The organism is Streptomyces sp. NPDC030245 (assembly GCF_055572995.1).
Map to the genome: position 1 here is coordinate 232,435 of NZ_JBVICF010000010.1, position 22,332 is coordinate 254,766.

General features: G+C 70.0%; 23 protein-coding genes and 3 pseudogenes. 11 read left to right on the forward strand and 15 right to left on the reverse strand.

The window, feature by feature from the left end; translation table 11 throughout:
- Positions 1–14 precede the first annotated feature (14 nt).
- The 4 genes and pseudogenes from ACZ4Z4_RS26365 (at position 15) to ACZ4Z4_RS26380 (ending at position 2,667) form a co-directional block, all read left to right on the forward strand.
- Positions 15–272, forward strand: a complete 258-nt coding sequence (locus tag ACZ4Z4_RS26365; RefSeq protein ID WP_468332111.1) for an acyl carrier protein — start codon at positions 15–17, stop codon at positions 270–272.
- Complete coding sequence (locus tag ACZ4Z4_RS26370) at positions 269–1,495, forward strand: beta-ketoacyl-[acyl-carrier-protein] synthase family protein (protein ID WP_468332113.1); 1,227 nt, start codon at positions 269–271, stop codon at positions 1,493–1,495. The genes ACZ4Z4_RS26365 and ACZ4Z4_RS26370 overlap by 4 nt, the downstream gene beginning before the upstream one ends.
- A 437-nt stretch (positions 1,496–1,932) precedes the next feature.
- Positions 1,933–2,152, forward strand: a pseudogene (locus tag ACZ4Z4_RS26375) (IS5/IS1182 family transposase); the annotation flags it as partial.
- Positions 2,153–2,214: 62 nt separating this feature from the next.
- Positions 2,215–2,667 (forward strand): hypothetical protein, encoded by a 453-nt coding sequence (locus ACZ4Z4_RS26380; protein ID WP_468332116.1) that lies wholly within the window; start codon positions 2,215–2,217, stop codon positions 2,665–2,667.
- Positions 2,668–2,678: 11 nt separating this feature from the next.
- Here the strand turns inward: ACZ4Z4_RS26380 and ACZ4Z4_RS26385 are convergent, their stop codons facing one another.
- Positions 2,679–3,113 (reverse strand): hypothetical protein, encoded by a 435-nt coding sequence (locus ACZ4Z4_RS26385; protein WP_468332119.1) that lies wholly within the window; start codon positions 3,111–3,113, stop codon positions 2,679–2,681.
- 235 nt (positions 3,114–3,348) lie between these two features.
- The gene (locus ACZ4Z4_RS26390) at positions 3,349–4,029 is read right to left on the reverse strand and encodes a class I SAM-dependent methyltransferase (protein ID WP_468332122.1); all 681 of its coding nucleotides are present in this window, start codon (positions 4,027–4,029) and stop codon (positions 3,349–3,351) included.
- 175 nt (positions 4,030–4,204) lie between these two features.
- Between ACZ4Z4_RS26390 and ACZ4Z4_RS26395 the strand changes: the two genes are divergently transcribed.
- Positions 4,205–4,951 carry a formylglycine-generating enzyme family protein gene (locus ACZ4Z4_RS26395; protein WP_468332125.1) on the forward strand — a complete coding sequence of 249 codons (747 nt, stop codon included), beginning with the start codon at positions 4,205–4,207 and terminating at the stop codon, positions 4,949–4,951.
- Positions 4,952–4,977: 26 nt separating this feature from the next.
- Here ACZ4Z4_RS26395 and ACZ4Z4_RS26400 read toward each other — a convergent pair whose 3' ends face one another.
- The gene (locus tag ACZ4Z4_RS26400) at positions 4,978–5,799 is read right to left on the reverse strand and encodes an SDR family NAD(P)-dependent oxidoreductase (protein ID WP_468332128.1); all 822 of its coding nucleotides are present in this window, start codon (positions 5,797–5,799) and stop codon (positions 4,978–4,980) included.
- Positions 5,800–5,979: 180 nt separating this feature from the next.
- On the opposite strand from ACZ4Z4_RS26400, the gene ACZ4Z4_RS26405 reads away from it, so the two are divergent.
- Together ACZ4Z4_RS26405 and ACZ4Z4_RS26410 are read left to right on the forward strand one after the other, a co-directional pair.
- Positions 5,980–6,558 carry a TetR/AcrR family transcriptional regulator gene (locus tag ACZ4Z4_RS26405; RefSeq protein ID WP_468332131.1) on the forward strand — a complete coding sequence of 193 codons (579 nt, stop codon included), beginning with the start codon at positions 5,980–5,982 and terminating at the stop codon, positions 6,556–6,558.
- A gap of 110 nt (positions 6,559–6,668) precedes the next feature.
- A complete protein-coding gene (locus tag ACZ4Z4_RS26410; RefSeq protein ID WP_468332134.1) occupies positions 6,669–7,451 on the forward strand; it encodes an oxidoreductase in 783 nt (260 codons plus the stop codon).
- A gap of 76 nt (positions 7,452–7,527) precedes the next feature.
- Here ACZ4Z4_RS26410 and ACZ4Z4_RS26415 read toward each other — a convergent pair whose 3' ends face one another.
- The gene (locus tag ACZ4Z4_RS26415) at positions 7,528–8,472 is read right to left on the reverse strand and encodes a MerR family transcriptional regulator (RefSeq protein ID WP_468332137.1); all 945 of its coding nucleotides are present in this window, start codon (positions 8,470–8,472) and stop codon (positions 7,528–7,530) included.
- Positions 8,473–8,685: 213 nt separating this feature from the next.
- On the opposite strand from ACZ4Z4_RS26415, the gene ACZ4Z4_RS26420 reads away from it, so the two are divergent.
- Together ACZ4Z4_RS26420 and ACZ4Z4_RS26425 are read left to right on the forward strand one after the other, a co-directional pair.
- Positions 8,686–9,312 (forward strand): DUF6461 domain-containing protein, encoded by a 627-nt coding sequence (locus ACZ4Z4_RS26420; protein WP_468332140.1) that lies wholly within the window; start codon positions 8,686–8,688, stop codon positions 9,310–9,312.
- A gap of 210 nt (positions 9,313–9,522) precedes the next feature.
- Positions 9,523–10,016, forward strand: a pseudogene (locus tag ACZ4Z4_RS26425) (RHS repeat-associated core domain-containing protein); the annotation flags it as partial.
- 829 nt (positions 10,017–10,845) lie between these two features.
- On the opposite strand, the pseudogene ACZ4Z4_RS26430 reads toward ACZ4Z4_RS26425, so the two are convergent.
- Both ACZ4Z4_RS26430 and ACZ4Z4_RS26435 read right to left on the reverse strand, forming a co-directional pair.
- Positions 10,846–11,515, reverse strand: a pseudogene (locus ACZ4Z4_RS26430) (nucleotidyl transferase AbiEii/AbiGii toxin family protein).
- Entirely contained in the window at positions 11,512–11,877 is a 366-nt protein-coding gene (locus tag ACZ4Z4_RS26435; protein ID WP_468332143.1) for a hypothetical protein, read from the reverse strand. The pseudogene ACZ4Z4_RS26430 and the gene ACZ4Z4_RS26435 overlap by 4 nt, the downstream one beginning before the upstream one ends.
- Positions 11,878–12,177: 300 nt before the next feature.
- Here ACZ4Z4_RS26435 and ACZ4Z4_RS26440 point away from each other — a divergent pair, with 300 nt between their 5' ends.
- The gene (locus ACZ4Z4_RS26440) at positions 12,178–12,963 is read left to right on the forward strand and encodes a DUF1963 domain-containing protein (protein ID WP_468332146.1); all 786 of its coding nucleotides are present in this window, start codon (positions 12,178–12,180) and stop codon (positions 12,961–12,963) included.
- A gap of 33 nt (positions 12,964–12,996) precedes the next feature.
- Here ACZ4Z4_RS26440 and ACZ4Z4_RS26445 read toward each other — a convergent pair whose 3' ends face one another.
- The 9 genes from ACZ4Z4_RS26445 to ACZ4Z4_RS26485 all read right to left on the reverse strand — a co-directional run bounded on the left by ACZ4Z4_RS26445 (position 12,997) and on the right by ACZ4Z4_RS26485 (position 21,619).
- Positions 12,997–13,695, reverse strand: a complete 699-nt coding sequence (locus ACZ4Z4_RS26445) for a TetR/AcrR family transcriptional regulator (RefSeq protein WP_468332149.1) — start codon at positions 13,693–13,695, stop codon at positions 12,997–12,999.
- Between the two features lie 91 nt (positions 13,696–13,786).
- Positions 13,787–15,121, reverse strand: coding sequence for an NAD(P)/FAD-dependent oxidoreductase (locus ACZ4Z4_RS26450; protein WP_468332152.1), 1,335 nt, complete (start codon positions 15,119–15,121; stop codon positions 13,787–13,789).
- Positions 15,122–15,246: 125 nt separating this feature from the next.
- Positions 15,247–15,612 carry a hypothetical protein gene (locus ACZ4Z4_RS26455; RefSeq protein ID WP_468332155.1) on the reverse strand — a complete coding sequence of 122 codons (366 nt, stop codon included), beginning with the start codon at positions 15,610–15,612 and terminating at the stop codon, positions 15,247–15,249.
- Between the two features lie 259 nt (positions 15,613–15,871).
- Entirely contained in the window at positions 15,872–16,267 is a 396-nt protein-coding gene (locus ACZ4Z4_RS26460) for a peptidoglycan-binding domain-containing protein (protein ID WP_468332158.1), read from the reverse strand.
- 247 nt (positions 16,268–16,514) lie between these two features.
- Complete coding sequence (dctA, locus tag ACZ4Z4_RS26465) at positions 16,515–17,906, reverse strand: C4-dicarboxylate transporter DctA (protein ID WP_468332161.1); 1,392 nt, start codon at positions 17,904–17,906, stop codon at positions 16,515–16,517.
- Between the two features lie 35 nt (positions 17,907–17,941).
- Positions 17,942–19,000, reverse strand: a complete 1,059-nt coding sequence (locus ACZ4Z4_RS26470; RefSeq protein WP_468332164.1) for a tartrate dehydrogenase — start codon at positions 18,998–19,000, stop codon at positions 17,942–17,944.
- Between the two features lie 109 nt (positions 19,001–19,109).
- Entirely contained in the window at positions 19,110–19,994 is an 885-nt protein-coding gene (locus tag ACZ4Z4_RS26475; RefSeq protein ID WP_468332167.1) for a LysR family transcriptional regulator, read from the reverse strand.
- A gap of 34 nt (positions 19,995–20,028) precedes the next feature.
- Complete coding sequence (locus tag ACZ4Z4_RS26480; RefSeq protein WP_468332169.1) at positions 20,029–20,892, reverse strand: phosphotransferase enzyme family protein; 864 nt, start codon at positions 20,890–20,892, stop codon at positions 20,029–20,031.
- A 118-nt stretch (positions 20,893–21,010) separates the two neighbouring features.
- A complete protein-coding gene (locus ACZ4Z4_RS26485; protein WP_468332172.1) occupies positions 21,011–21,619 on the reverse strand; it encodes a peptidase inhibitor family I36 protein in 609 nt (202 codons plus the stop codon).
- 275 nt (positions 21,620–21,894) lie between these two features.
- Here ACZ4Z4_RS26485 and ACZ4Z4_RS26490 point away from each other — a divergent pair, with 275 nt between their 5' ends.
- Positions 21,895–22,278 carry a nuclear transport factor 2 family protein gene (locus ACZ4Z4_RS26490; protein WP_468332175.1) on the forward strand — a complete coding sequence of 128 codons (384 nt, stop codon included), beginning with the start codon at positions 21,895–21,897 and terminating at the stop codon, positions 22,276–22,278.
- The last annotated feature ends 54 nt before the right edge of the window (positions 22,279–22,332 follow it).

A 22,332-nucleotide genomic window follows, 5' to 3' on the forward strand; every position in this document is an offset into this window, starting at 1 on the left:
GGAGAATCCGCCCCATGACCGACACCGACACATACGAGACCGTCCGCTCCGCCCTGACCTCCACCTTCCGTATCCCGGAAAGCGAACTGCATCCACAGACCACTCTGCGGCAACTGGACATGGATTCCCTGGCGTTGGCGGAGTTCGCTCTCGTTCTCGAAGAACGCCTCGGCGTGAAAATCCAGAGCGAACACGCCACCGGTGACACCACGCTCGCCGCGGTCGCCGACCACCTCCGCGCCCTGCTCACCGAGCCGACGGCGGCCCGGTGAAGCCGCCGGCAATCGCCGTCACCGGCCTGGGTCTTGTCAGCCCCGCCGGACTGGGGGCCGACGCCGCCTGGGAAGCGGTCTGCGAGGGCCGCGGCACCGCCGCACGGGACAGTCAACTGGCCGGCCTGCCGGTCGACTTCTCCTGCCGCGTACCGGTCCCGGAGGAGGAGCTGGACCGCGGCCTCGGGCGCAAGGCGTGGCGTATGGGCCGGTCCGCGAAACTCGCCGTCGTGGCGGCCCGCGAAGCCGTCGACAGCGCCGGCCTCGACTCCAGCACCTGGGACGGCGCCCGCGTGGCGGTCGTCATCGGCTGCGGGATGGGCGGCACCGCGAAGTGGGAGGAACAGCATCAGCGCCTGGAACACCAGGGCCCCGACATGGTCTCCCCCCTCGCCATCCCGATGATTCTTCCCAACCTGGCGGCCGGTGAGGTCTCCATCGACCTGCGTGCCCGCGGTGCCAGCCTGGCTCCCGCGACCGCGTGCGCCTCCGGCGCGACAGCCCTGGCCATCGCCCGGGATCTGCTCGCCACCGGAAGTTGCGACATCGCTGTGGCGGGCGGCACGGAAGCCGCCGTCAGCCGTGTGACGACGACCGGCTTCCAGCGCATGGGCGCACTGTCACCCGGCGGAGAAGGGCCCGAGGCGGCATCGCGCCCCTTCGCACCCGACCGTGACGGCTTCGTCATGGCCGAAGGGGCCGCAGTGCTCGTCCTGGAACGCACCGAGGACGCCACGGCGCGCGGAGCCCGCCCACGCGCCCTCCTCGCCGGCTGCGGCAGCACTTCCGACGCCTGCCACCCCACCGCGCCGGCGCCGGGCGCCACCGGCGCCGAAGCGGCCCTGCGCACCGCACTCGACCAGGCCGGCCTCACACCCCATGACGTCGACCACGTGAATGCCCACGGCACCTCCACACCTCTCAATGACGCCACCGAAGCGGGATTGATCGCCCGGGTGCTGCCGCACCGCCCGAGCGTCACCGCGCCCAAGGGCGTACTGGGCCACACCCTGGGAGCGGCCGGTGCGATCGAAGCAGCCCTGACCGTCCTGACCATCCAGCACCGCCTGGTCCCCCCGATCGCCAACCTCGTGGCACCCGACCCGAAGTTCGACATCGACTGCGTCACCAAACAGCCCCGCCACCAGGCCGTGCGCACAGCTGTGAGCCACTCCTTCGGCTTCGGAGGCCACAACGTCGTTCTGGCCTTCACCGCAACATGACGGACATGGTGACGACGTCACCTGGGCCCTCTCGCCGACCCGCATCCTTGAGGAGTTCGGCGGGCAACGCGGGGTGCTGACGAGTTCGGGGTGGGCGTCGGGCCAGAGCTCGGCGAGCGTCCCGCTGTGCAGGCGGCTGCGTCCTGCTGTTCAGGCAGCTTCTTCCTCGCGCGGGCAGGGCGGAGTCACGTCGGCTCGCCCGGGGCCGGTGAGCGGCAGAGTGAACCACACGCTCTTGCCCAACTCGTGGGCCCGGTTCCTTACGGGCGGCCCCCGCCCCACCCCGGGCGCGTTCGCCGTCGGCGGGAGCATCGGCCGCGGCCTCTGCCGCAAGTGGACCCGCACCCTCGCGCGGGGGAAGAACGCCGGCCCCCGGAGTGGGAGCGGCCGCCAGAGGCAGCCGAACGACGACCCAACGCCTGCTCACGCCCCACCCGCACCTCCTCGACCGATCCCAGGGCATCCCGCTCGCGGTGTCGCTGACCGGCGGCAACCGCAACGACATCACCCAACCGCTGCCCCGCCCGACGAGATCCCGGCCGTCGCGTGCCGGTCGGCAGACCCCGCCGACGCCCCGACGCGCTGCTGACCGACCGCGGCTACGACCGTGACATCTACCGTCGCCTGCTCTGGCGACGCGGGATCCGGCCCGTGATCGAACCCGAACGAAGGCGAGTTGTCTGAAGGAGACGTGACAGGCAATCAGCAGGGAGAGCGCCGTGGCGAACCCACCCGCCGCCGGCCCGACGGCGAAGAAGAAGAGGACCAAACCCCCGGCGCCGACCTGGCACGAGCCGGCCAAGGCCACTGCCGACAAGGAGCTCCGATGGCAGCGTGCCAGGATGCGCACTCAGTGGCTGGCGTGCGGCGCGGGTTCGGGCTGGGATGCGGTGTCCGTCGAGCCGATGACCGCCGGGCTGGACGCGCTCGCCGCGATGGGCGCGGGCACCCGCCGCGGCCACTGGGTCATCGCCGACCACCTGCGTGACCGGCTGCACGTCGCGGTGCCGGCCGGGGCGGGCGGCCTCTTCCAGGACATCGGCGGCGTGCGGCTGCTGTCCCAGGGCCACCAGCTGCTGTCCAGGAGGCACCGAGGCCATGAGCAGTCGTCACGGTGTGCTGGGGCAATGGGGAAGGAAGTGCTCAACTCCTGCCGCAGGGACTGGATATGACGCCTCTGTGCCTATCGCGCGACTTCCTGCTGCTCCGGTTGGGTCACCGTCAATGCCCACCGGATCTCCTCCGACGAGGCGTCAACCCCGATGGAGAAGGACCCTGGCCGCACCACGCCGGCATCCATGGTCACCGAACCCACCCCGGCGGCCCCCGCCGGGCAGTCGACCGAGAACGCCGCGGTCTCCACCTCCTGCGACCGCATCGTCACCCGCACATCACCGCCGCCCTCGCACGCGACGGTGAGGACGGTCGGCAGACCCTCCCAGGCGCCCCCGGACGCGACACCGCCGTCACCCGTCTGTTCCTCCACCCACACCAGGCCCTCGGGACCGGGGTGGGGCAGCAGGGGACCTCCGGCCGCGGCGGCGGGTCCCGCTCCGGCAACCGCCAGCGCACAGGCGGTCAGCACTGTTACGGCCAGGGCCTTTCTCGTCCGGTCCACGCTTGCTCCTCACTGCTCTGCTCTGTCATGGACGCCACAGTCTGCCGGGGTGCTCGTCCGCCTACCTGAGTACGCGTACTCAGGAACGATCAAGTTGGCCGGAACCCATTCATGCGTCCGCCGTGGCATCGCAAGAGGGTGGTCTCGCCACCGTGAGGAGCACCTCCTCAGCAACAGGACTGTCGTGACTCAAGCCGGTCTGCCCGGCTGCCGGGCCCGTTGTGAGCGGAGAGGCTCAGCGCAGCCGTCGCGCACGCAGCACCACGTCATCGGTATGGTGCGCGCCCGCGCCGCCGTCGGGTGCCACGCGGGGCCGCTGCTCGTCCACCTCCACCTGCCAGTCGTCGGTGAGCAGCGCGGCGACCATGGAGGGCCAGACGTAGTCGGCTGGGTCGAAGCCGCTGTCGTGTGCCTGCTGGGTGTCCATCCCCGCGTGGTGGACGAGCAGCAGCACGCCGCCGGGCGCGACGGCCGCGAGCAGCGCTCGCTCGGCTGCGGCGTCGGGGGTGCGCAGCAGGGCTGGATACTGCGCGGAGACCAGGTCGAAAGAGGCCTGTGGGAGCGCCGCTTCCGTCAGCGCGGCGTGTACCCAGCGGACGGCGACGCCTGCGTCCCGCGCGTGCCCGGCCGCCCGCTCCAGCGCCACGCCCGAGACCTCGAGCGCGGTCACGTCCCAGCCGCCGCGCGCCAGCCAGACGGCGTCCGCGCCCTCGCCGCAGCCGACGTCGAGCACCCGCCCGGGCGTGAGCCCGGCGACCTCGGCCACGAGCGCACCGTTGGGCCGGCCGCTCCACAGTTGTTGCCGGTCGGCGTAGCGGCTGTCCCACTCCGCCCGCACGGCGGGGTCTCCGACGTATCCGTCACCGGGCGAGGAAGTGTCAGACGCGGGCGGTCCCGCAGTGGTGTTGTCGGCCATGGGCCCAACGTCATCCCTCATGGCCCGGTCACGCCAGTCCTGTTGCCGCTCCGGCAAAACGGCGCCCACGGGGCGAGGTAGTTCCAAGGTCGCTGTCGAGGTAGGTCCATCGGCCGATGTCCGCCCCGAACACCTCGGTGATCATGAGGTCGTCCGCGCGAGCCGAGGAGGAGCCATGCAGGTGGGGCAGGTGGAGCAGGTGGACTGGGTGCCGGTTCCGGCCGGGGTGCTGCGTCGGGGTACGCCGGTCGACGAGGTGGCGGCTGTGGCCCGCCGCTATGCGGACACCGGGGTGCCGGTGGAGTGGTACATGAAGGAGGCGCCGCGCGCGGAGATCCACGTCCCGGCGTTCCGGATCGCCCGCACCCCGGTCACCGTCGGCCAGTGGGCACTCTTCGCAGCGGCCACCGGCCGACCGGCCCCACAGCCGCACGCGCCTGCGGACCATCCAGTCATCGGGGTCGCTTGGGAGGCGGCGACGGCTTACTGCCGCTGGCTCGGGGAGCGGCTCGGCCTCGGTGTGCGGCTGCCCACGGAGGACGAGTGGGAGCGAGCCGCGCGGGGCGACGACGGCCGGGAGTTCCCGTGGGGCGAGGAGTACCGCACCGGCCTGGCCAATCTGGTGGACCTCGGCATCGGCACCACGACGCCGGTCGGTTCGTTCCCCGAGGGCGCCAGCCCTTTCGGGGTGCTGGACATGGCGGGCAACGCCGACGAGTGGACCTCCACCCTCTACGCTCCCTACCCCGGCGCGCCCGCCGAGGTGCCGCGCAGCGAGGACTGGGCCTTCGACCGGCACGTCACCCGGGGCGGCGCGTTCCGCCACGACCGGGACCTGGCCCGGTGCGCCCGCCGCCACGGCGCCTACGATCCGGACCTCGAAGCGATCGGCGTGGGCTTCCGCCTGGCAGCACCGGCCTGAGCAGAACCGCGCGTCATGGTGCGGCCTCAACCGGGGGCAAGACGGCTGAGGTGCTCCCAGGACCGGTACAGATCCACCTGGGCCTGGGCCATCTCCAGGACGTGGTCGAAGGACTGGCTGCCGACGATCAGCCGCCGGGGCGGGTCCGGCAGTGCGGCCAGCTTCAGGATGACGGGGGCGGCGGTGTCCGGTTCCGGGGCGACCGCGTCGCCCCACATCGCCTCCATCTCGGCGCGCAGGGGCTGATACCGCGCCAGGGGTTCGGTGTTCGTGGTGCCGGTGGTGAACAAGCCGGTGTTGTAGCCGCCCATCTGCACGATGGTGACCTTGATGCCGAACCCTTCGACCTCCATCGCGAGTGCCTCGCTCACGGAGTCCAGTGCGGCCTTGCCCGCACCGTAGAAGCCGACGGTGGCCATGCCGCCGCCGCTGCCCATCGAGGTGACCTGGAGAAGCCGCCCGCCGCCCCGGGCGCGCAGGTGGGGAAGGACTGCCTGCGCCACCCACACGGCGCCGAAGAAGTTCACGTCCATGTGCGCCCGGATCTGCTCCTCCGTGGCTTCCTCCACCATGCCGTAGAGCATTCCGCCGGCGTTGTTGACGACGACGTCCAGCCCGCCGAAGGCGGCTGCCGCCCGCTCCACCCCGTCGAACACGCCCTGGCGGTCGGCGACATCCATGGAGAGCGGAACCAGGTGACCGGGATACTTCGCGGCCAGCTCACCGAGAGGCTCGATGTCGCGGGCGGCAGCCACTACGCGGTCGCCGCCCGCCAGGGCGGCTTCGGCGAACGCCCTGCCCAGACCGCGGGATGCACCGGTGATGAGCCACACTCTTGCAGTCGCCATGGCGCCCCACCCTCCACGACCCTCCACAATATGGACGGCCCGTCTCGTTTCGCTTCACCTTAGGGCGCCTCGCCACAGGCAGCAATACGATTCGTATCGTCTCGCCCCCGAGGAGGGCAGCTGCACACCCACTCCCCCATTCTTTACCTGTAGGTCAAGAATGGTGCTACGGTGAGCTTCATGGGCAGGCCGAAGCAGTTCGATCCGGACGTGGCGGTGGAGCGCGCGATGGACGTGTTCTGGCGCAAGGGGTACGCCGCGACGACCCCGCAGGACCTCGTCGACGAAATCGGCATCGGCAAGGGCAGCCTGTACAACACCTTCGGCAGCAAGCATGCCTTGTTCGAGCGGGCCCTGATGCGCTACCGCGACTCGCAGGCCGCGTGGCTGGAGGCGCTCCTCGACCACCCCGGTTCGGCAAAGGATCGCGTGCGGGGTGCGCTGGAGGCGCTGGTCGAACTCGACCTGGACGACCCGGACCGGCGCGGCTGCATGGCCGTCAACACCGCCGCCGAGTTGGCCACCTCGGACGCCGAGGCGGCGGCCACGGTGCGCAAGATGTTCGCGCGTACGGAGAACGCGTTCCGGGCGACCATCGAGGAGGGCCAGCGGGCCGGCGAGATCGCAGCCGACCACGACGCGGCGGCAACGGCCGCCTGGCTGCTCGCGACAGTGATCGGCATGCGGGTACTGGCGAAGACCGCCGAGGACGCCACGCAGTTGAGGCGGGTCGTGGACGCCGCGATGGCGTCGCTGTAGGCCGACGCGCCACCCCTCTCACCGGCCTCACCGGTTTGCGCCGGTTTGCGCCGCCTCTTTTGCGGGCGAATTTTGTACCTACAATTCAAGTACTCTCTAGGGAGCCTGACATGGAGCTCGATCTCACCGGGAAGACCGCGGTCGTCACCGGAGCCAGCCGAGGCGTGGGCCTGGCGATCACCCGGCAGCTCGTCGCCGAAGGGGTCCACGTGGCAGGCGCGGCCCGCACGGTCACAGCCGAGCTGAAGGAGGCCGGCGCGTACCCGGTCGCAGTCGACCTGAGCACCCCGGAAGGTGCCGAGGAGTTGGAGACACAGGCGCTCGCGGAACTCGGCGGGGTGGACATCCTGGTCAACAACCTCGGCGGGGGCGACACGTTCACCCTCAACGGGTTCCTCGCGACCGACGACGCGCTGTGGGCGCACAGCTTCGAGGTCAACCTGTTCGGCACCGTCCGGATCACCCGCCGACTGCTGCCGAGCCTCCTGGAGCGCCGCGGTGCGATCGTGAACATCTCCTCGATGAGCGCGCGCCTGCCGGGCACGGGCCCGATCGAGTACGGCGTCGCGAAGGCGGGGCTCAACGCGTTCGGCAAAGCACTGTCGGAGGAGTTCGGCCCCCAGGGGATACGGGTGAACACCGTCTCCCCCGGTCCGACGCGAACCGGTATGTGGGAGGACACCGACGGCTTCGGTGCCCGTCTCGCGCAGATGAACGGTGTGGGGCACCGCGAGTTCGTGGCCGGGGTGCCCGCGGCCATGGGTATGACCACTGGCCGCATGGTCGAGGCCCACGAAGTGGCGTCCGTCGTCGCCTTCCTCGTCTCCGATCGCGCAGCAAGCGTCACTGGTGCCGACTACGTCATCGAGGGCGGCGGCATCAAGACGGTGTGACACGGCGGGTGCGCTCGGGCCGCCGGTGACCTACAGCCCTGAAGCCACACGGGGACCGTAGTGCACAAGGCCCTGCTTATGAGGCGGGTGAGTCCTGGGCGGAGAGTTCCGCGGCCAGTTCGGCCAGTTCGGCCAGTTCCATGGCGCGCAGGCGGGCCGGGGAGAAGTCGTAGGGCATCTTGCCGATCGCTTCAAGTGCGCTCATGCGGGCCGATTCCTCCGCCGCGACACTGGAGTCGTCGTTTTCCTCATCATCGGTGGTCTCGGGGCGCGCGGCGTCCCACGCGTCGAGCAGCGCGTCCACGTCCTGCTCCAGCCCGGATTCCTCCACGAAGGCCAGCAGGGCGCTTTCCAGGGCGTGCCGCTGGGCGGCCACCTGGGCCACGCGTGGATCGTCGACGGTGACGGTGTCGTCGAGTGCCTCCTCGGCGGCGTCGACGCGGTCCGCTTCGGCACGCAAGCCGGGGTGAGTGGCCAGGGCGATGAAGCGGGTGGCCTGGATGGCCGCGCCGAGCGGGCCGAAGATGCGCTCGGTGACCAGCAGGGTGTCCAACTCCTCCTGGTGCAGCGAGCCTTGGGGCAGGTTCTTGAGCCGGTCGGTGACGATGCCGGAGAGCAGACCCATCCGGCTGCCCTCGGCACGCATGCGCCGTACGGCGGCCCGCTGCCGGCGCAGTTCGGCTTCCTGCTCCGTCAGGGTCTTCTCCAGCCGCTCCAGGGTGCTCTCGATGCCGTCCGCGCTGTCTGTGCCGGCGGAGGCGGTGGCAGTGATAGTGGTGGTTGTGGTGGTGAAGGCGTCGCGGATGTCGTCCAGGGCGATCCCGGCGCCGGCCATCTTGCGGATCCACAGCAGCCGGATCATGTCGTCGTAGCCGTAACGGCGCCGGCCGTCGCCGCCCCGCTCGGGCTCGGGGAGCAGACCGATCTCGTGGTAATGCCGGATCGCCCGCGGCGTCGTGCCGACGAAGGCCGCCGCATCACCGATCTTGACCTGGCGCGGCGGAATGAAGGACGCGTGCATCTGCGGGGGCCTTTCCTGAGCGGAGGGGACTGAGTCCACCGGACCACATGCCGCTACGGAAGGTGCAACCTCACACACGCCGCCGACTACGCGTCCAAGCCAGCCGTGACCTGCGCAGCGTCCAAGCCGTAGGTTACTGAACGCCGAAGGGCGCCCGCAGCCGTCACGCCCCCACCGGCCACGCATTCCCCGACCGACAGAGAAAAGGTGGCCATGCCTGACAGCCTTGAGTGGATCGCCGATGCGTGGCGTGCCAAGGACCTGAACATCACCTGTGCCCGCGGCCTCACTCCCCAGCAGCTGGCGGAGCGCATGGCCGATCACGAGCCGGTGGAGATCCAACCGGCTGCCACCCTCCAGGAAGCGTCCACCATGGTCGACTTGGCCCAGGTCTACTGCGCGGGACTCATCGGCCAAGCCGGCGACTGGGCGTTCGTCGTGGAGAGCGGAGGCAGCGAAGGCTGGGCCCTGGACCCCGCCGTATCCCGCGGCGCCGAGATACTGATCTTCGATCCACGGACCGACGACCCGCCCTCCTTCTTCAGCTACCACTCCGACGGCGAGGTACGGCTGCACTTCGAGCTGGGCGCCGGCTACGACCCCGCAGGAGCCCAGCCCGACCTGCTGCGCCCGGCCCTTGAGGAGGCCGGGGTAATCGCTCCACAAGGCTCCATAGACGACATGCTGGGCATGGACGAAGAACTGTCGACACACGAACAGCAACGCCGAGTACTGACCGTCATCGGCGCACACTTCGGCCTGTCTCTCCCGCAGGAGACCATCGAGAGCGGGCGCCTGCCCGCCGTCATCACCCGCACCTCTCCCCCGTCCACCTGGTAGCACAGGCCTTGCAGGCCCCCGACACTGCCGACGACGTCACTCCCCCGAAGCAGCTCATCCTGTCCAGAGCCCGCCCACCCAGGCCCTGCACGGGCCAACCGCCTGCCCGTTCCCGGCCAACGTGGCGAACTCGGTTACGACGACAGTCGCCCCTGGCTCAGGTACACCGGCGCCCCATCTTCGCGCAGTGGCGGTTGCCCCCTTTGGTTCACCGTCGCAGGCAAGACCTACGAGGGCCGCTACGGCTCGACCGACGAGAGCGAGCGCATCAAGCTCGGGGACGCCCGCTTCCACAACGGACCGCTGGGGCTGTCGGCCACCTCAACTGCCGGTGTGGACGCGGGCTTCAACCGCGAGCCCGGGGGCACTCTCAACTCCATGACCCGGGACGGGAAGACGTACTTCTACCTCACCGACGCCCTCGGCTCCGTCGTCGCGGTCACGGACGAGTCCGGCACCCCAACATCGGCCGCTTCAACAGCCCTGACCCCTCCGGCCAAGAGAAGAACCCATACCTCTACGCCGACGGCGACCCCATCAATCGCATCGACCCCAACGGTCTGCTCTGGAAGAAGGGTGGCGTCCCCCTTCTGGCCGCCGGATGCTACATCGACGCCACTTTGAGCGACACGGACAATTCGCTGAAAGACGAGCTGAATGACCTCAATGAATCCTACAACCCGGCCTGGTATCTGCAGGACTGACAAGGAAGGCGCGATTGGCACCCATTCCCAGCCGTCCGTAAAGGAGATAAGAGCCAGGGACTGGGCGTGGAGTAGTTTCGGTATCGCGACTCTCCTCAACTTACTCGCAGTGAACGTTGACCTTGAGGGCCCGCTCTGGGTCACGCTTCGGACTGTCGTTTTGGCCGTGTTCACTGCTGCCCTGTTGACCTACCTGGTTCTAAGGGTGCAGCGATTGCGAGGCTCTCGACAGCAATGAGACAGGACTGAGGAGGGTGGGGTAGAGCGCACGCCACGGTTTTTATCATGTGCGACGCTTGACCGGGAGTGGCTGCGGGAAGCCCGCGGCCACTCCTAGCGATCTGCCAAAGGGGAACCCTGTGAGACCCGAAGTGAAATTGACCCTGTTCACCGTTCTGGCAACCCTCATCGGGGGTCTCTTCATATTCATAGGCATCACTCAGAGCGACTACTGGCTATTGGGGGCCGGGGCGACGGCCGCAGGCTTCGGTCTCTTCCTCGGCAGCATGATGATCAGGCGTCAGGCCGCGAGGAGCAGAAGCTGATTCTTCGGCCCAGGCCCTGGCCTGCGGTTACGGCGAAGCGAGGTACATCCGCCGAGCAGCGACCAGGGTGGTGCGCCAGCGGGGCATCGATGCGGTCGTGGCTGACCCGCTCCCGCCCGGCCTACCTTCGCCTGCTGGCTCGACTGCCCCTGAGACCACCGGCAGCCGGTGGCTCGACGAACTGGGGAGACCGGGGAATCCGAGCAGTGGGTGAATGGGATGCTGAGTGCGGTATCGCTCGCAGGTGGTTGCCGAGCCGGAGCGGATGCAGGCTCGCTCGGCCCTCAGCTGTCGTCCATGCCTTCCTCGGCATGGAGTCGGGCCTGGATGTCGCTTGACCAGACCAGGCCCAGGTACGCAGGGCGGTCACCTGGCCGGGGTTCAGGCCATAGGCGGTGAAGTCCTCATCGTCCCACCACTCGGCTCCGTTGAGGCGGTCGCGCAGGTCGTGGAGGCTGAACTCGAAGCGGGCGTGACGGCGGCCGAGCATCTCGAGGTCGGCGGTGGTGCGGTGCCGGGAGGCGGCGTGGACATCGATGAGATCACGGACCGCGCCGCGGTCGGCGAGGGCACGGACCTTGGTGCCGATCACGTCATCGAGTGCCAGGACTGGTCCATGCTCGGTCTCCGTGGGCGGGGACCAGAGGGCTTCCTTGAGGATGTCGATCTCGCATTCCTCGCCCGTGGCGGGGTCGGCGGCGATGAGCCGGCCGGAGAGCGGGCTGGTCTCGATCTGCCGGACCTGACAGCCGCGCTGGAGGAGGCGTCGCTGACGGTGCGGGTGATGTCGTCCATGGGGGCGGGGTTCTCGGTGGCGACGTCCAGGTCCTGGCTGAGGCGGTCGACCAGACCGTGGGCCTGGACGGCGTAGCCGCCGGTGATGACCAGGGGGTAGGACGTGCCGATGGCCAGGACGTCGGCCAGGAGCCGGCGGTGCAGGTCGCTCAGGTTCACGCGGCCGCCGTGGCGGTGGTGGCCAGCTCGGGGAAGGCGGTTTCCCACGCGTGGCGGGCCGGGCGGCTGATCAGGGTGCGCAGCGCGGGCCATTGGGCGATCAGCAGGTCCCGGTGCAGGCAGTCGATGAGGTCCTGGTGCTGGCTCTCGGCCAGGACGGTGCGGTAGAGGCTCATGCGGGAGCGGGGCTGGTCCAGGGTGTAGGAGCGGCGGCCCGACCAGGCCACGTGCAAGGGCAGGTCGACCGTGCCGCGGGTGGGTCCGGCCAAGTCCTCCAGGCGTGCGGGAAGCCGCGCGGCGTACTGCGCGCACAGCACGTCGAAAGCGTTCGGCACGGGGAAAGACACGGACTGCTCGGCCATGCCCCCAGTATCTCCCGCGGCCGCCTTCGTGGTCACCACAAGCGCCCGGAACTGGGTTAGAAGTAGCTCCCGTGCACCAGTACGGGCCCGTCAAGGTGGGCGTGCACTGCGATCAGGTTGAGGAGAGTCGCGATACCGAAGAGGAGAGCGAGGTAGAGCACACTCGTACTCGCACCCCTCAACGAACCATAGCGACGGATACCCGGACAGTGAACCAGAGGTCAGTAGCGCCAAAGAGCTTTGTTTGCAGGTGAGTTCGGTCCCTCCGCTGTCCGACCATGAGCCCCTTAGGGTGACCCGGTGACCGATGTGAGCATGGACAGAGTGAACCGCTTCCGGGCCGAGGCGGCCTCCCAGGATCTGCCATCCGAGGAGGTGGAGGAATGGATACGCATCGCCCGGCCGGCAGCGTACTTGGCGGAGGGTGGTGACGGTCCCCTCGTGGCCCGGATCGGCGGCGACCCCATGCTGCCGCACGGCGTGCCGGGGCCGGCCGAGCACTTCGTGGCCTCCGTCGACCTCGCGGCTCTTCCGCCGGACGCCACCGGCCTCCCGCTTCCCGCCGAGGGCCACCTGCTTCTCTTTTCCGGCACCGATATGCATGGCATCGGGGGGCAGGTGTCCGACGCGGTGCTGTACGTCCCCGCCGGGGCCCCGACGACCCGGAGGCCCCTTCAGCACAGTTGGCGCGAGCCGTACCGGCCGCGTGAGCTGCGCACGGTCTGGCACCAGCCGAGCGCGCCGATGCCGGAGAGTTTCGCCCTCGACAGGTGGGGTGACTTCCCCGAGGACGAGCAGTTCGAACTCGCCGACGAACTCAGCGACGCCTGGGCGCACGTGGGCGGCCGCCGTCCTGCCTGGGCCCTGCAAATCGGCGGCCACCCGGTCTCGCCCCAGAACGACCCCGTCCACTACGCCCGCGACGCACAGGACGCTGACGCTGACGACTGGGCTCTTCTGGCCAGCTGGAGGTGCGGCGAGGACGTCACGGAACTGGACTCCGGCGTCGCCCACTGGGTGATCCGCCGCCGGGACGTGGCGGCCCGGCGCTTCGACAGGGTCCACCGCTACGTCGAAATGGCCTGACCGTGCGCGGCGAGGCAGGCGCTCGCGGCGCGGTCAGGTGTCCGTGTGCGGACGGGCAGCGGGCGCACCGGGCGTGCGGGGCGGGCCGGGCGGCGGGGTGATCAAGGTGATGGCGGCGTCGAGAAGGGCTTGGACCCGACTTGCGGTGAACCTCTTGGGTTCGATGGGAAACATCATCATCCAGCCGTCGCCGAGGGCGGCGAGCTGGTCGGCGAGCAGGTCGGCGGGGATGTCGTCGCGGACGGTCCCCTCTGCCTGCCCGGCCCGCAGGAGCGAGGCGAGCGCCCGGCGGTGGCGGGCGTAGCGCTGCTCGATGACGGCGGCGAAGGCCGGCTCGTACCGCGCGTGCGCGAGCAGTTGGGATATGACGGGCCAGAGTTCGGGGTCGTCGGTGGCCCGGGACAGCCACCGGCCCAGGACCGTTCTGATGTCGGGCTGGTCCGGGCCGGTCGCGAGCATCGCGTCGAAGCCGTCGAAGCGGCTCTCGGTCACTGCGGTGACCAGTTCCTCTTTGTTCGCGAAGTAGTACGTCAGCGTCCCGGTCGTGCAGCCCGCGCGCTGGGCCACCTTGCGCATGGAGGTGTGGGCGTAGCCCTCCTGTGCGATCACCGAGGCCGCGGCCTTCAGGAGTTGGGCCCGTTTGGCCTCGTGGTCGCCCGTCGGTCGCCCCCGGCGTGCGGCTGTGGCGGGTGTGTCGTCACCGGTCGCTTGCGGGGTCGGGTTCTCGGGCACCTGGTGATTCTGTCACAGCATTTACGGAACACCTGTTGCGGTAAAGGGTGCGGCGGTGCTGCCTCCCGGGCCTGGCCGGGCCGGGGCGGCCTCAGGCCGTGCGGCGGTGGAGGTGGTCCGATGCGCGGTCGATCGCCCAGGCGGCGTGCAGGGTCGGCGCGCTGAGGACGGACGGGGCGAACCGTGGCCGCGTACGCCATACGGCGCGGAGATCCTCGTGCATCGGATCGCCGGCGAGCCGGTCGGCGAGCAGCGTCCCGAGATACGGGGACTGGGCCAGACCGTGGCCGTTGCAGCCGATGGCGTAGAAGATGTTCTTCGCCGCCTCTCCGGCGATCGGCAGCAGGGACGATGTCATCGCGATCCAGCCGCCCCAGGCGCGTTGCGGCGCGACGTCGCCGAGGGAGGGGAACCGCTCGTGGAAGCCGCGGACGAGGTCCGCCACCACCGCGTCGTCCGGCTCGCGGGCGCCCAGCGCTCCGTGCGCCGTCCGCAGCCGGCGGGTGCCGAACATGATGGTGCCGCGTGGAGTGGGCCGGTAGTTCTCCAGGATCGTGTGCGGGGTGATGATGCCGACGCGCCTGGTCCAGCCGGTCGCTGCCAACCGTTCGGCGGCGACCGGTTCGGTCTCGACCAGGCTGGTCCAGACCGGCGTGACCATCCGCTTCGGGGCGATCGCGAGGTCGCGGGAGTAGGCGTTGGTGGCCAGCACCACACGCTCGGCGTGGACGCGGCCTGCGGCCGTGCTGACGACGGCGCCGGAGGCGTGCGGCTCGATCGCGTGGACGGTGGTCCGTTCGTACGTCCGTACGTGCGAGGCGAGAAGTGCCTCGCGCAGCCCGAGGGCGAACTTTCCGGGGTTCAGCAGCCCTCCAGCCCGCTCGAAGACACCGCCGAGGAACGTTCCGGGCAGGCCGAAATCGCGGCCCTCGACGAACTCCACGTCCGCTCCCGCACCGCGCAGGATCTCGGCGTTCCGCCTGGTGCGCCGCAGCTGCCCGGGGGAGACGGCGGCGATGACGTTGCCCGTCGGCTCGTAGTCGCAGTCGATGGCGAGTCGCTCGATCAGGTCCTCGGTGAAATGCGCCGCGCTGTCGGCGTACCGCAGGAGGCCCGGCAGTCGGCGCGGGTACAGCGTGTTGAGGAGCTGCGGATCACCTGCCAGCGCGTTCGACAAGTATCCGGCGTTGCGTGAGCTGCCGCCCCATCCGCAGGACCCGGACTCCAGCAGGACGACATCAGCGCCGCGTTCGGCCAGCCGGAGCGCCGCCGCCATCCCTGCGTAACCGCCCCCGACGACGGCGACGTCGCATGTGAGCTCGCCCTCCAGCATCGGCGCGACATCGGCGGGCCGGTCGGCCCAGCCGGAGAACGCCGAGTACCTCACGCCGGTCAGGCCGGCCCCGCTCGTCGCAACGTCGTCCATGGTGATTCCGGTTTCCCGTCCTGAAGTACAGCAGATGACCGCACCGTACCGAGGCTCAGGATTTATCGCAACAGACGTTATGTTAAATGGGCTGCCGCTGCCGCGACGACGCGCTCCCCCACGGGTCAGCCGGTGGAGGACCAGGACCAGAAGGCCAGGCCGGTGGTGACCGGGCAGGCCACAACTCCCGTCAGGAACAGGCGGCTTGCCCACGGGAGACGGCGGATGCCGGGAGCGGACACCAGGGCGGCCAGGGCTGCGGCGGCGCCGGCGACGATCACTGCGTACCGCAGGACGAAGGCGCCGGCGTCCGCGCCTGCCGCCGCACCCCAGAGTGCGACCAGAGCCACGAGTAGCGTGATCCAGGTCAGCGAGGCCAGAGTGAGCGCCCACAGCACGCCTGCCACCACGACGAGACCCTTGTGCCCGGAGCGCGGTGCGGGCTGAGCAGGGCCGGGGCCGTACAAGCGCGCGTAGGTGCCGGGGTTCATCGTCGGTTCCTTCCGTGACCGGTGCGATCGGCGTGACCGGCGTGACCGGTGTGACCGGTGTGGTCGGTGTGGTCGGTGTGTACGATCCTCGCCCCGCCCGCCCTGCCGCGGCATGGGCGCGGATACTCATCCGCTCGTGGCCCGTACTCAGCCGACGCGCCCCGGCTTCCGCCTCTCCCCCGGCCAGCAGCCACCAGCCAGGCCGTACGTCCCGGCGGCACCGGAACGGTCTCGCTGTTCCGGTGCCGCGCTCTGGGACTCAACCGCGCAGACGCGCCCAGGTCTTGGGGCCGACGATGCCGTCGTCGTCGAGGCCCCAGGTGCGCTGGAACGTCTTCACTGCCTTGAGGGTGTCGCCGCCGAACGCGCCGTCGACTCCGTAGCGGCCGATGTTGTACCCGCGGTACTGGAGGATCGCCTGGATCTCTTTGACCTTGTTGCCGCGGTCGCCGTAGTCGGCGTACGTGTTGTTGACGTCGTAACGGCAGTAGTAGCCGAAGTTCGTGTAGTAGGCGCAGGCGGCCAGGGACGCGGACGGTGCGGTCGACGCGGTGGCTGCCGGTGAGGGCGCGGCCGACGCGGTGGCGGCGCCTGCGGTGACCGCCGTCCCGGCGAGGAGACCCGCGGCCAGCAGCGTCGCGGCAGTGCGGTGCATGGGCATGTGAACTCCCTGGTGAACTGGTGAAAGGGGCGGCTCCGCGGCCGCCTGGGATGGGATGGGATGCCCGGGCACACTCCACGCTAGGTGGACGGGCGGCGGGATACGTCAAACCGAGGGGTGGTTTCTGGCTACTCCCCTGGTTTGCGGGCCTGCCCTCACGGTTTGCGGCGTCAACCGTCGTCGTAGCGCGCGGTGGTGGTTTCCTTGGGCTGCCGGTTCGGGCCTCCGGGGCACGTCGGGATCACGCCGACGGGCCCCTGGTGCACTCGATGGGCAGGGTGGCTGCCGGGTGGTCCCGCGCGGGTGTGGGGTGGGGTTTTCCGGTGTGCAGCACGCTGTTGACGTGGGCGGTGTCGAGGGCGTTCTCCCAGCGGGCGACGACGAGGGTGGCGACCGCGTTGCCGGCGAGGTTGGTCAGGGCGCGGCATTCGGACATGAACTTGTCGATGCCGAAGACGAGCATGATGCCGGCGGCGGGGACGGTGCCGACGGTGGTGAGCGTGGCGGCGAGGGCGATGAACCCGGCGCCGGTGATGCCGCCGGACCCCTTGGAGGTGAGGATCATGACGGCCAGCAGACCGAGTTGCTGGCCGATGCTCAGGGGGGTGTCGGTGGCCTGGGCGATGTAGACGGCGGCCAGGGAGAGGTAGATGGAGCTGCCGTCGAGGTTGAAGGAGTAGCCGGTGGGGACGGTCAGGCCGACGATGTCGCGGCGGATGCCGAGCCCTTCGAGTTTCTGCATCAGCCGGGGCAGGGCGCTCTCGGAGGACGAGGTGCCAAGGACGAGGACGAACTCCTCGCGCAGGTGGCGCAGCAGCCGGAAGATGTTGATCCTGAGCGCGGCGGTCACCGCGCCGAGGACGACGAGCACGAAGAACGCCGAGGTGCCGTAGAAGAGCCCGATGAGCCGGCCGAGGCTGGTCAGGGTGGAGAAGCCGTACTCGCCGATGGTGAAGGCCATCGCGCCGAAGGCGCCCACGGGTGCGGCCAGCATGACGTAGTGCAGGATCTTGAAGATGACGGCGCTCAGGCGCTGGATGCCCTCGACGAGGGGCTCGCCGACCGGGCCGACGGCCTTGAGGGCGATGCCGAAGAGGACCGAGAAGAAGATGACCTGGAGGATGTTGCCCTCGGCGAAGGCGCCGACGGCGCTGGTGGGCACGAGGTCGGTCAGGAAGTGCCACCAGGACTGGCCTTGACCGTCTTTGACGTACTGGCCGGCATCTCCTGTCAGCTGGAGGTCGCCGGGGTGGGCGTGGACGCCGGCTCCGGGCCGGAAGACGTTGACCGCGACGAGGCCGATGAGCAGGGCGGCGAGGGTGCCGGCCTGGAAGTACAGCAGCGATTTCAGACCGACCCGGCCCACCCGGCCGAGGCTGTCGACGCCGCCGATGCCGGCCACGATGGTCACGAACACGATCGGCGTGATCAGCATCTTGATCGCGGCGATGAAGGTGGTGCCGACGGGTTCCATCGCGGTGCCGGCCGAGGGCCACAGCCAGCCGGTGAGGACACCGGTGACGATGGCGGTCAGGACCCAGAAGTACAGCTGCCGGTACCACGGCTTCCTGGCCGCTGCGGCCGGGGGTGGTGCTGGGGCTGCGGGCGGCTGCGCTGATGCTGATGCTGCCATGGCGTTTCTCCTCGTTGCGGAACGGGGACGCGGGCTCAGAGGAGTTCGAGGAGCTTGTCGGTGAACTCGGCCGTGGAGGCGGTGCCGCCCAGGTCCCGGGTGCGTACGTCGGTCTTGGCCAGGACCGCGGCCATCGCATCGGTGATGTCCCTGGCCGCTTCCGGGTGGCCGAGGTGGTCGAGCATCATGGCGGCCGACCAGATCGCGCCCAGCGGGTTGGCGGTGCCCCGGCCGGCGATGTCGGGGGCGGAGCCGTGCACCGGCTCGAACATCGAGGGGAACTCCCGCTCGGGGTTGAGGTTGGCCGCCGGGGCGACACCGATGGACCCGGCCACCGCGGCGGCGAGGTCGCTGAGGATGTCGCCGAAGAGGTTGGAGCCGACCACGACGTCGAAGCGGGCCGGTTCGAGGACGAACTTGGCCGCGAGCGCGTCGATGTGCTCCTGACCCCAACTGACCTGCGGAAACAAGGCGGCCCGCTCGGCGACGAGTTCGTCCCAGAAAGGCATGGTGTGCACGATGCCGTTCGACTTGGTGGCCGAGGTCAGCCGGCCCTTGCGCTGCCTCGCGAGCCCGAAGGCGTAGTCCAGCAGGCGCGTGACGCCGGCCCGGGTGAACACGGCCTCCTGTACGGCCATCTCGTCCGGGAAGCCGCGGTTGAGCCGCCCGCCGGCCTCGCTGTACTCGCCTTCCACGTTCTCCCGGACGACGACGAAGTCGACCTCGCCGGCCCGCGCCCCGCGCACCGGGCTGTCGATGCCCTCGAAGACTCGGATGGGCCGCAGGTTGACGTACTGGCGGAAGCCGCGGCGGATCGGGATCAGCAGTCCCCACAGCGAGACGTGGTCGGGTACCGCGGGATGGCCCACCGCGCCCAGCAGGATGGCGTCCTTGTCGCGGAGCTGGGCCAGGCCGTCGTCGGGCATCATGGCGCCCTCGCGCAGATACCGCTCGCACGACCAGTCGTCGTAGCTCGTGTAGGAGAGGGTGAAGCCGTGCCGGGGGCCGAGGATGTCGAGTACCTGCTGCGCGGGGGGCAGTACTTCGGTGCCGATGCCGTCACCGGGGATGAGGGCGATGCGGTGGTTCGTCATGCCTTCGATTCCAGCAACGCGCCCGGGGAGGCGTCCAAGACCGAAACCGGATCTCCCTTATAGCGGCCGCCTATCAGGCACCGGCCGCCTGCCGGGCAACCGCCGTCTGTCAGTCAGTGCTTGTGGGGACGGCCATCCTCCAAAAGGCGGCGGCCGCCGGGGACAGGACACCCCGGCGGCTGATCAGTGCAACCTTCAGCGCGGTCGCGGGTTCGATGTCCAGCACCTCGGCCCCCGTCCGCCGGGCGATCTCCCGCCAGGCATCCGTCACGACCGCGAGCCCGACCCCGGCCAGCACCAGCGGCAGCAGTGCGACCCGGTGCTCCGTCTCCGCCGCCACGCTGAAGTCGATGCCCCGGTCCCGCAGGGAGTCGACGTACGCCCGCATGCCCGTCCCGGGCTGTCCCACGATCAGCCGCCGGCCCGCCAGTTCCTCGCACGCCACCGCTTCCCGGCCGGCGAAGGGCCCGCCCGGCGGTACCACCAGTACGAACCGCTGCTCCCCCAGCACCTGCGCGCGGACCTCCGTGTCCGGCACCCTCCCGGCCGACGCCAGCAGGCCGAGCTCCGCGGCCCCGGTCCGCACCGCGCCGACGACATCCCTGGCCGTGAAGACGGCCCTGACCGCCACCGTCACGCCCGGATGGTGCCGGGCGAAGGAACGGATCAACGATGTCAGAGGCTCGACGGCCTGGGACGGCATCGACGCCACATCGAGGCGCCCCTCCCGCAGTGCGTGCACGGACGCCACGCTCGCCCGGGCGACCTCCAGGCTCCGCACCGCCGCACGGGCCGGTTCGATCAACGCCCGGCCCGCCTCCGTCAGCACCGCGCGGCGCCCGATCCGATGGAACAGCTCCGTACCCAGATCACGCTCCAGCGCCCGCACAGCCTGCGACAGCGACGGCTGCGACACGTACAGCGCCGCAGCGGCGCGGTTGAAACCCCCGCGGTCGACGACGGCCAGGAAGTACTCCAACTTCCGGATATCCATGGCTTCGATCTTCGCTGGTCGGCGCCGGACGCGGTCATGGACCCACTCGCTTGACCATCGTGTCGAGTGTCGGCCAAGGAGGACCGGCGTGCAGTGCGCGCAGCAGTTCTTCCCCGAAGCGCCTCCCGTTCGGGAACTGGTCGCCGATCTCGTAACGCCATGCGGTGACCATCGTCAGGACGAGCCGGCGGCAGTCGTCCAGCAGCTCCTTGTCGACGTTGGGGTAGTGCGCGCAGACCGCCTCGGGGACATGGGCGAGGTCGAACTCGACGGGGCCGCGGCAGCATGTCTCCAGGTCGATGAACAGCGGGCCGTTTCTCGTGCTGAGCACATTGCCCGGATGCGGTTCGCCGTGGAGCAGTTGCTCGGCGGCGCCTTTCTCGGCGATCGCTCGTCGCAGGCCTGCCAGTTGGCCGCTGAGGAAGGCTCGGTCCGCTTCGGTGAGTTTCGGCGAGCGGTGCGGGTCGGCGACAACTTCCTCCGCCTCCGTGATGCGGTCGGTGAACCGTGGGCTCGGGATAGCGATTGTGCGCATGCCGGCGTGCAGGTGCTCCAGTGCCTTGGCGTAGTCGGCCGGTGGGGTGTGGGGTGTCACGGGCTCGCAGTAGGTCCACAGTGTCACCGCGAAGCCATCGCGCGTGTGCACACGCGGGTCCGTCCGGGGCTCCAAGGGGCACACCGGGCTGCCGGTCTCGGCCAGTCGCTGAGCGAGCTCGACTTCGAACCGTGCGACCTCTTGCCCCACCGGGGCGACCCGGGCGAAAACGTCGCAGGGCGTCAGCCGCAGTGCCAGCTTGTTCGAGTTGTGCAGGACGATCGCGTCGTCGGCCGGCAGGTCGAGTGATGCGGCGAGCGAAGTCGCAGCCGCGATCGCACGCGTGACGTCGGGAATCTCCATCCTCGGATCCTGGCATGGATGGTGGGTGAGGGCCCCGTCGTGGACCCTCGACCGGGGCGGACGGCGCGGCGCCCCCGGTCCGGGCCGGACCGGGGGCGCCGTTGAGTGCAGGGGGCTGTCAGCCGCAGGGGATGACGTAGCGGACGGGCATCCAGTCGCCGTTGGGGTCCGAGCTGTAGGCCCGCGGGGTCTTGTAGATCATGGTGCCGCTGGGGTTGTACATCCGGGCCCGCCGGCTCTCCACGTTGCGGGTCTGGTCGTTGATCCAGGAGCCGCCCCGGCCCCAGGTGGACACGTAGTACTTCGTGTTGCACTGGTACATATCGATCCGGGTGCCCTGGTAGTTGTCCCTCTGGTAGGCACAGAAGTTCCCGGACACACCCGAGGAAAGACACGGGTCGGCGGCGGCGCGCATCCCGTTGCCGGAGGCGAAGTCGCGCGGGCGGGCCTCGCCCGGGAGGGCGACGAGAACCTCGCCCTTGCCCTTGAGGTCGATCTTGTTGAGCGCGACCTGGGTCCCGCCCATCTTCTTCAGGTAGCCGTCCACTTCCGCCTGCAACGCCGTGGTCTGCGCGCTGGTCAGGCGCGCGGACTCGGCCTGCTGGGCGAAGCGTGAGGCCGCCGGTGATCCCGATCCCGACCCTGCCTCTGCCGTGCCCACGCCCGTGACGAGCATGAGCAACCCGCCTGTCGCCGCGATGGCGATACGGCCCTTCTTGACTGCCATGTCTTCTTCCCCCTGCCTCTTCGCGGTTCGGTCCTCCGCTGGAGTCGCCGCCCTTCGCGGCGCCCTCAGAAGATTCCATTGGGGGGCAAGTGACTGCGTCCACCCTGGAGTTGAGCCGGGGTAAACCTTCGCGGTAGGCGCTGTGGACGACGGTGGTTTCGGCCACGCAATACCCACGCATTACCCCGGACGTAATCGACCGTCGTACTGGCGGGCGGCAGTCTTGGGTCATCGCCCCGCAAGCCGAGAACGACCTCACAGGAGGCTGGTCCGCCATGACCGCACATGACAGCGCCGCGTACGAGACCGCCGTCGCCCGTTACTTCGAGGCCTGGAACGTGGAGGGCGCCGAGAACATCAGCAAGGCCGTGGCCGCCGCCTGGACCGAGGACGGCACTTACACGGATCCGCTGGCCGACGTCCGCGGGCACGAGGGCGTCGCCGCCGTCATCAACGGCGCCCACGAGCAGTTCCCCGGCTTCGAGTTCCGCCGCACCGGGACGGTCGACGGGCACCACGACATCGCGCGCTTCAGCTGGGAGCTCGTGTCGCCGGCGGACGGGTCCGCGCCCGTGGCCGGGTTCGACGTCATCACGCTGGCCGAGGACGGGCGGATCCGGAGTGTGCACGGTTTCCTGGACCGCGTGCCGACAGCCTGAACGGGCTGGACGGACACAGTTCGCCCTACGGCCCTTGTCGGGTCGTAGGGCGAA

Excerpts from the sequence above, each read along its gene's own strand:
- dctA (WP_468332161.1), bottom strand. The coding sequence starts at position 17,906 with ATGGCAGCATCAGCATCAGCGCAGCCGCCCGCAGCCCCAGCACCACCC.
- ACZ4Z4_RS26475 (WP_468332167.1), bottom strand. The coding sequence starts at position 19,994 with ATGGATATCCGGAAGTTGGAGTACTTCCTGGCCGTCGTCGACCGCGGG.
- ACZ4Z4_RS26470 (WP_468332164.1), bottom strand. The coding sequence starts at position 19,000 with ATGACGAACCACCGCATCGCCCTCATCCCCGGTGACGGCATCGGCACC.
- ACZ4Z4_RS26410 (WP_468332134.1), top strand. The coding sequence starts at position 6,669 with ATGGAGCTCGATCTCACCGGGAAGACCGCGGTCGTCACCGGAGCCAGC.
- ACZ4Z4_RS26420 (WP_468332140.1), top strand. The coding sequence starts at position 8,686 with ATGCCTGACAGCCTTGAGTGGATCGCCGATGCGTGGCGTGCCAAGGAC.
- ACZ4Z4_RS26405 (WP_468332131.1), top strand. The coding sequence starts at position 5,980 with ATGGGCAGGCCGAAGCAGTTCGATCCGGACGTGGCGGTGGAGCGCGCG.
- ACZ4Z4_RS26455 (WP_468332155.1), bottom strand. The coding sequence starts at position 15,612 with ATGAACCCCGGCACCTACGCGCGCTTGTACGGCCCCGGCCCTGCTCAG.
- ACZ4Z4_RS26485 (WP_468332172.1), bottom strand. The coding sequence starts at position 21,619 with ATGGCAGTCAAGAAGGGCCGTATCGCCATCGCGGCGACAGGCGGGTTG.
- ACZ4Z4_RS26365 (WP_468332111.1), top strand. The coding sequence starts at position 15 with ATGACCGACACCGACACATACGAGACCGTCCGCTCCGCCCTGACCTCC.
- ACZ4Z4_RS26490 (WP_468332175.1), top strand. The coding sequence starts at position 21,895 with ATGACCGCACATGACAGCGCCGCGTACGAGACCGCCGTCGCCCGTTAC.
- ACZ4Z4_RS26395 (WP_468332125.1), top strand. The coding sequence starts at position 4,205 with ATGCAGGTGGGGCAGGTGGAGCAGGTGGACTGGGTGCCGGTTCCGGCC.
- ACZ4Z4_RS26450 (WP_468332152.1), bottom strand. The coding sequence starts at position 15,121 with ATGGACGACGTTGCGACGAGCGGGGCCGGCCTGACCGGCGTGAGGTAC.
- ACZ4Z4_RS26460 (WP_468332158.1), bottom strand. The coding sequence starts at position 16,267 with ATGCACCGCACTGCCGCGACGCTGCTGGCCGCGGGTCTCCTCGCCGGG.
- ACZ4Z4_RS26400 (WP_468332128.1), bottom strand. The coding sequence starts at position 5,799 with ATGGCGACTGCAAGAGTGTGGCTCATCACCGGTGCATCCCGCGGTCTG.
- ACZ4Z4_RS26435 (WP_468332143.1), bottom strand. The coding sequence starts at position 11,877 with ATGGCCGAGCAGTCCGTGTCTTTCCCCGTGCCGAACGCTTTCGACGTG.
- ACZ4Z4_RS26415 (WP_468332137.1), bottom strand. The coding sequence starts at position 8,472 with ATGCACGCGTCCTTCATTCCGCCGCGCCAGGTCAAGATCGGTGATGCG.
- ACZ4Z4_RS26390 (WP_468332122.1), bottom strand. The coding sequence starts at position 4,029 with ATGGCCGACAACACCACTGCGGGACCGCCCGCGTCTGACACTTCCTCG.
- ACZ4Z4_RS26480 (WP_468332169.1), bottom strand. The coding sequence starts at position 20,892 with ATGGAGATTCCCGACGTCACGCGTGCGATCGCGGCTGCGACTTCGCTC.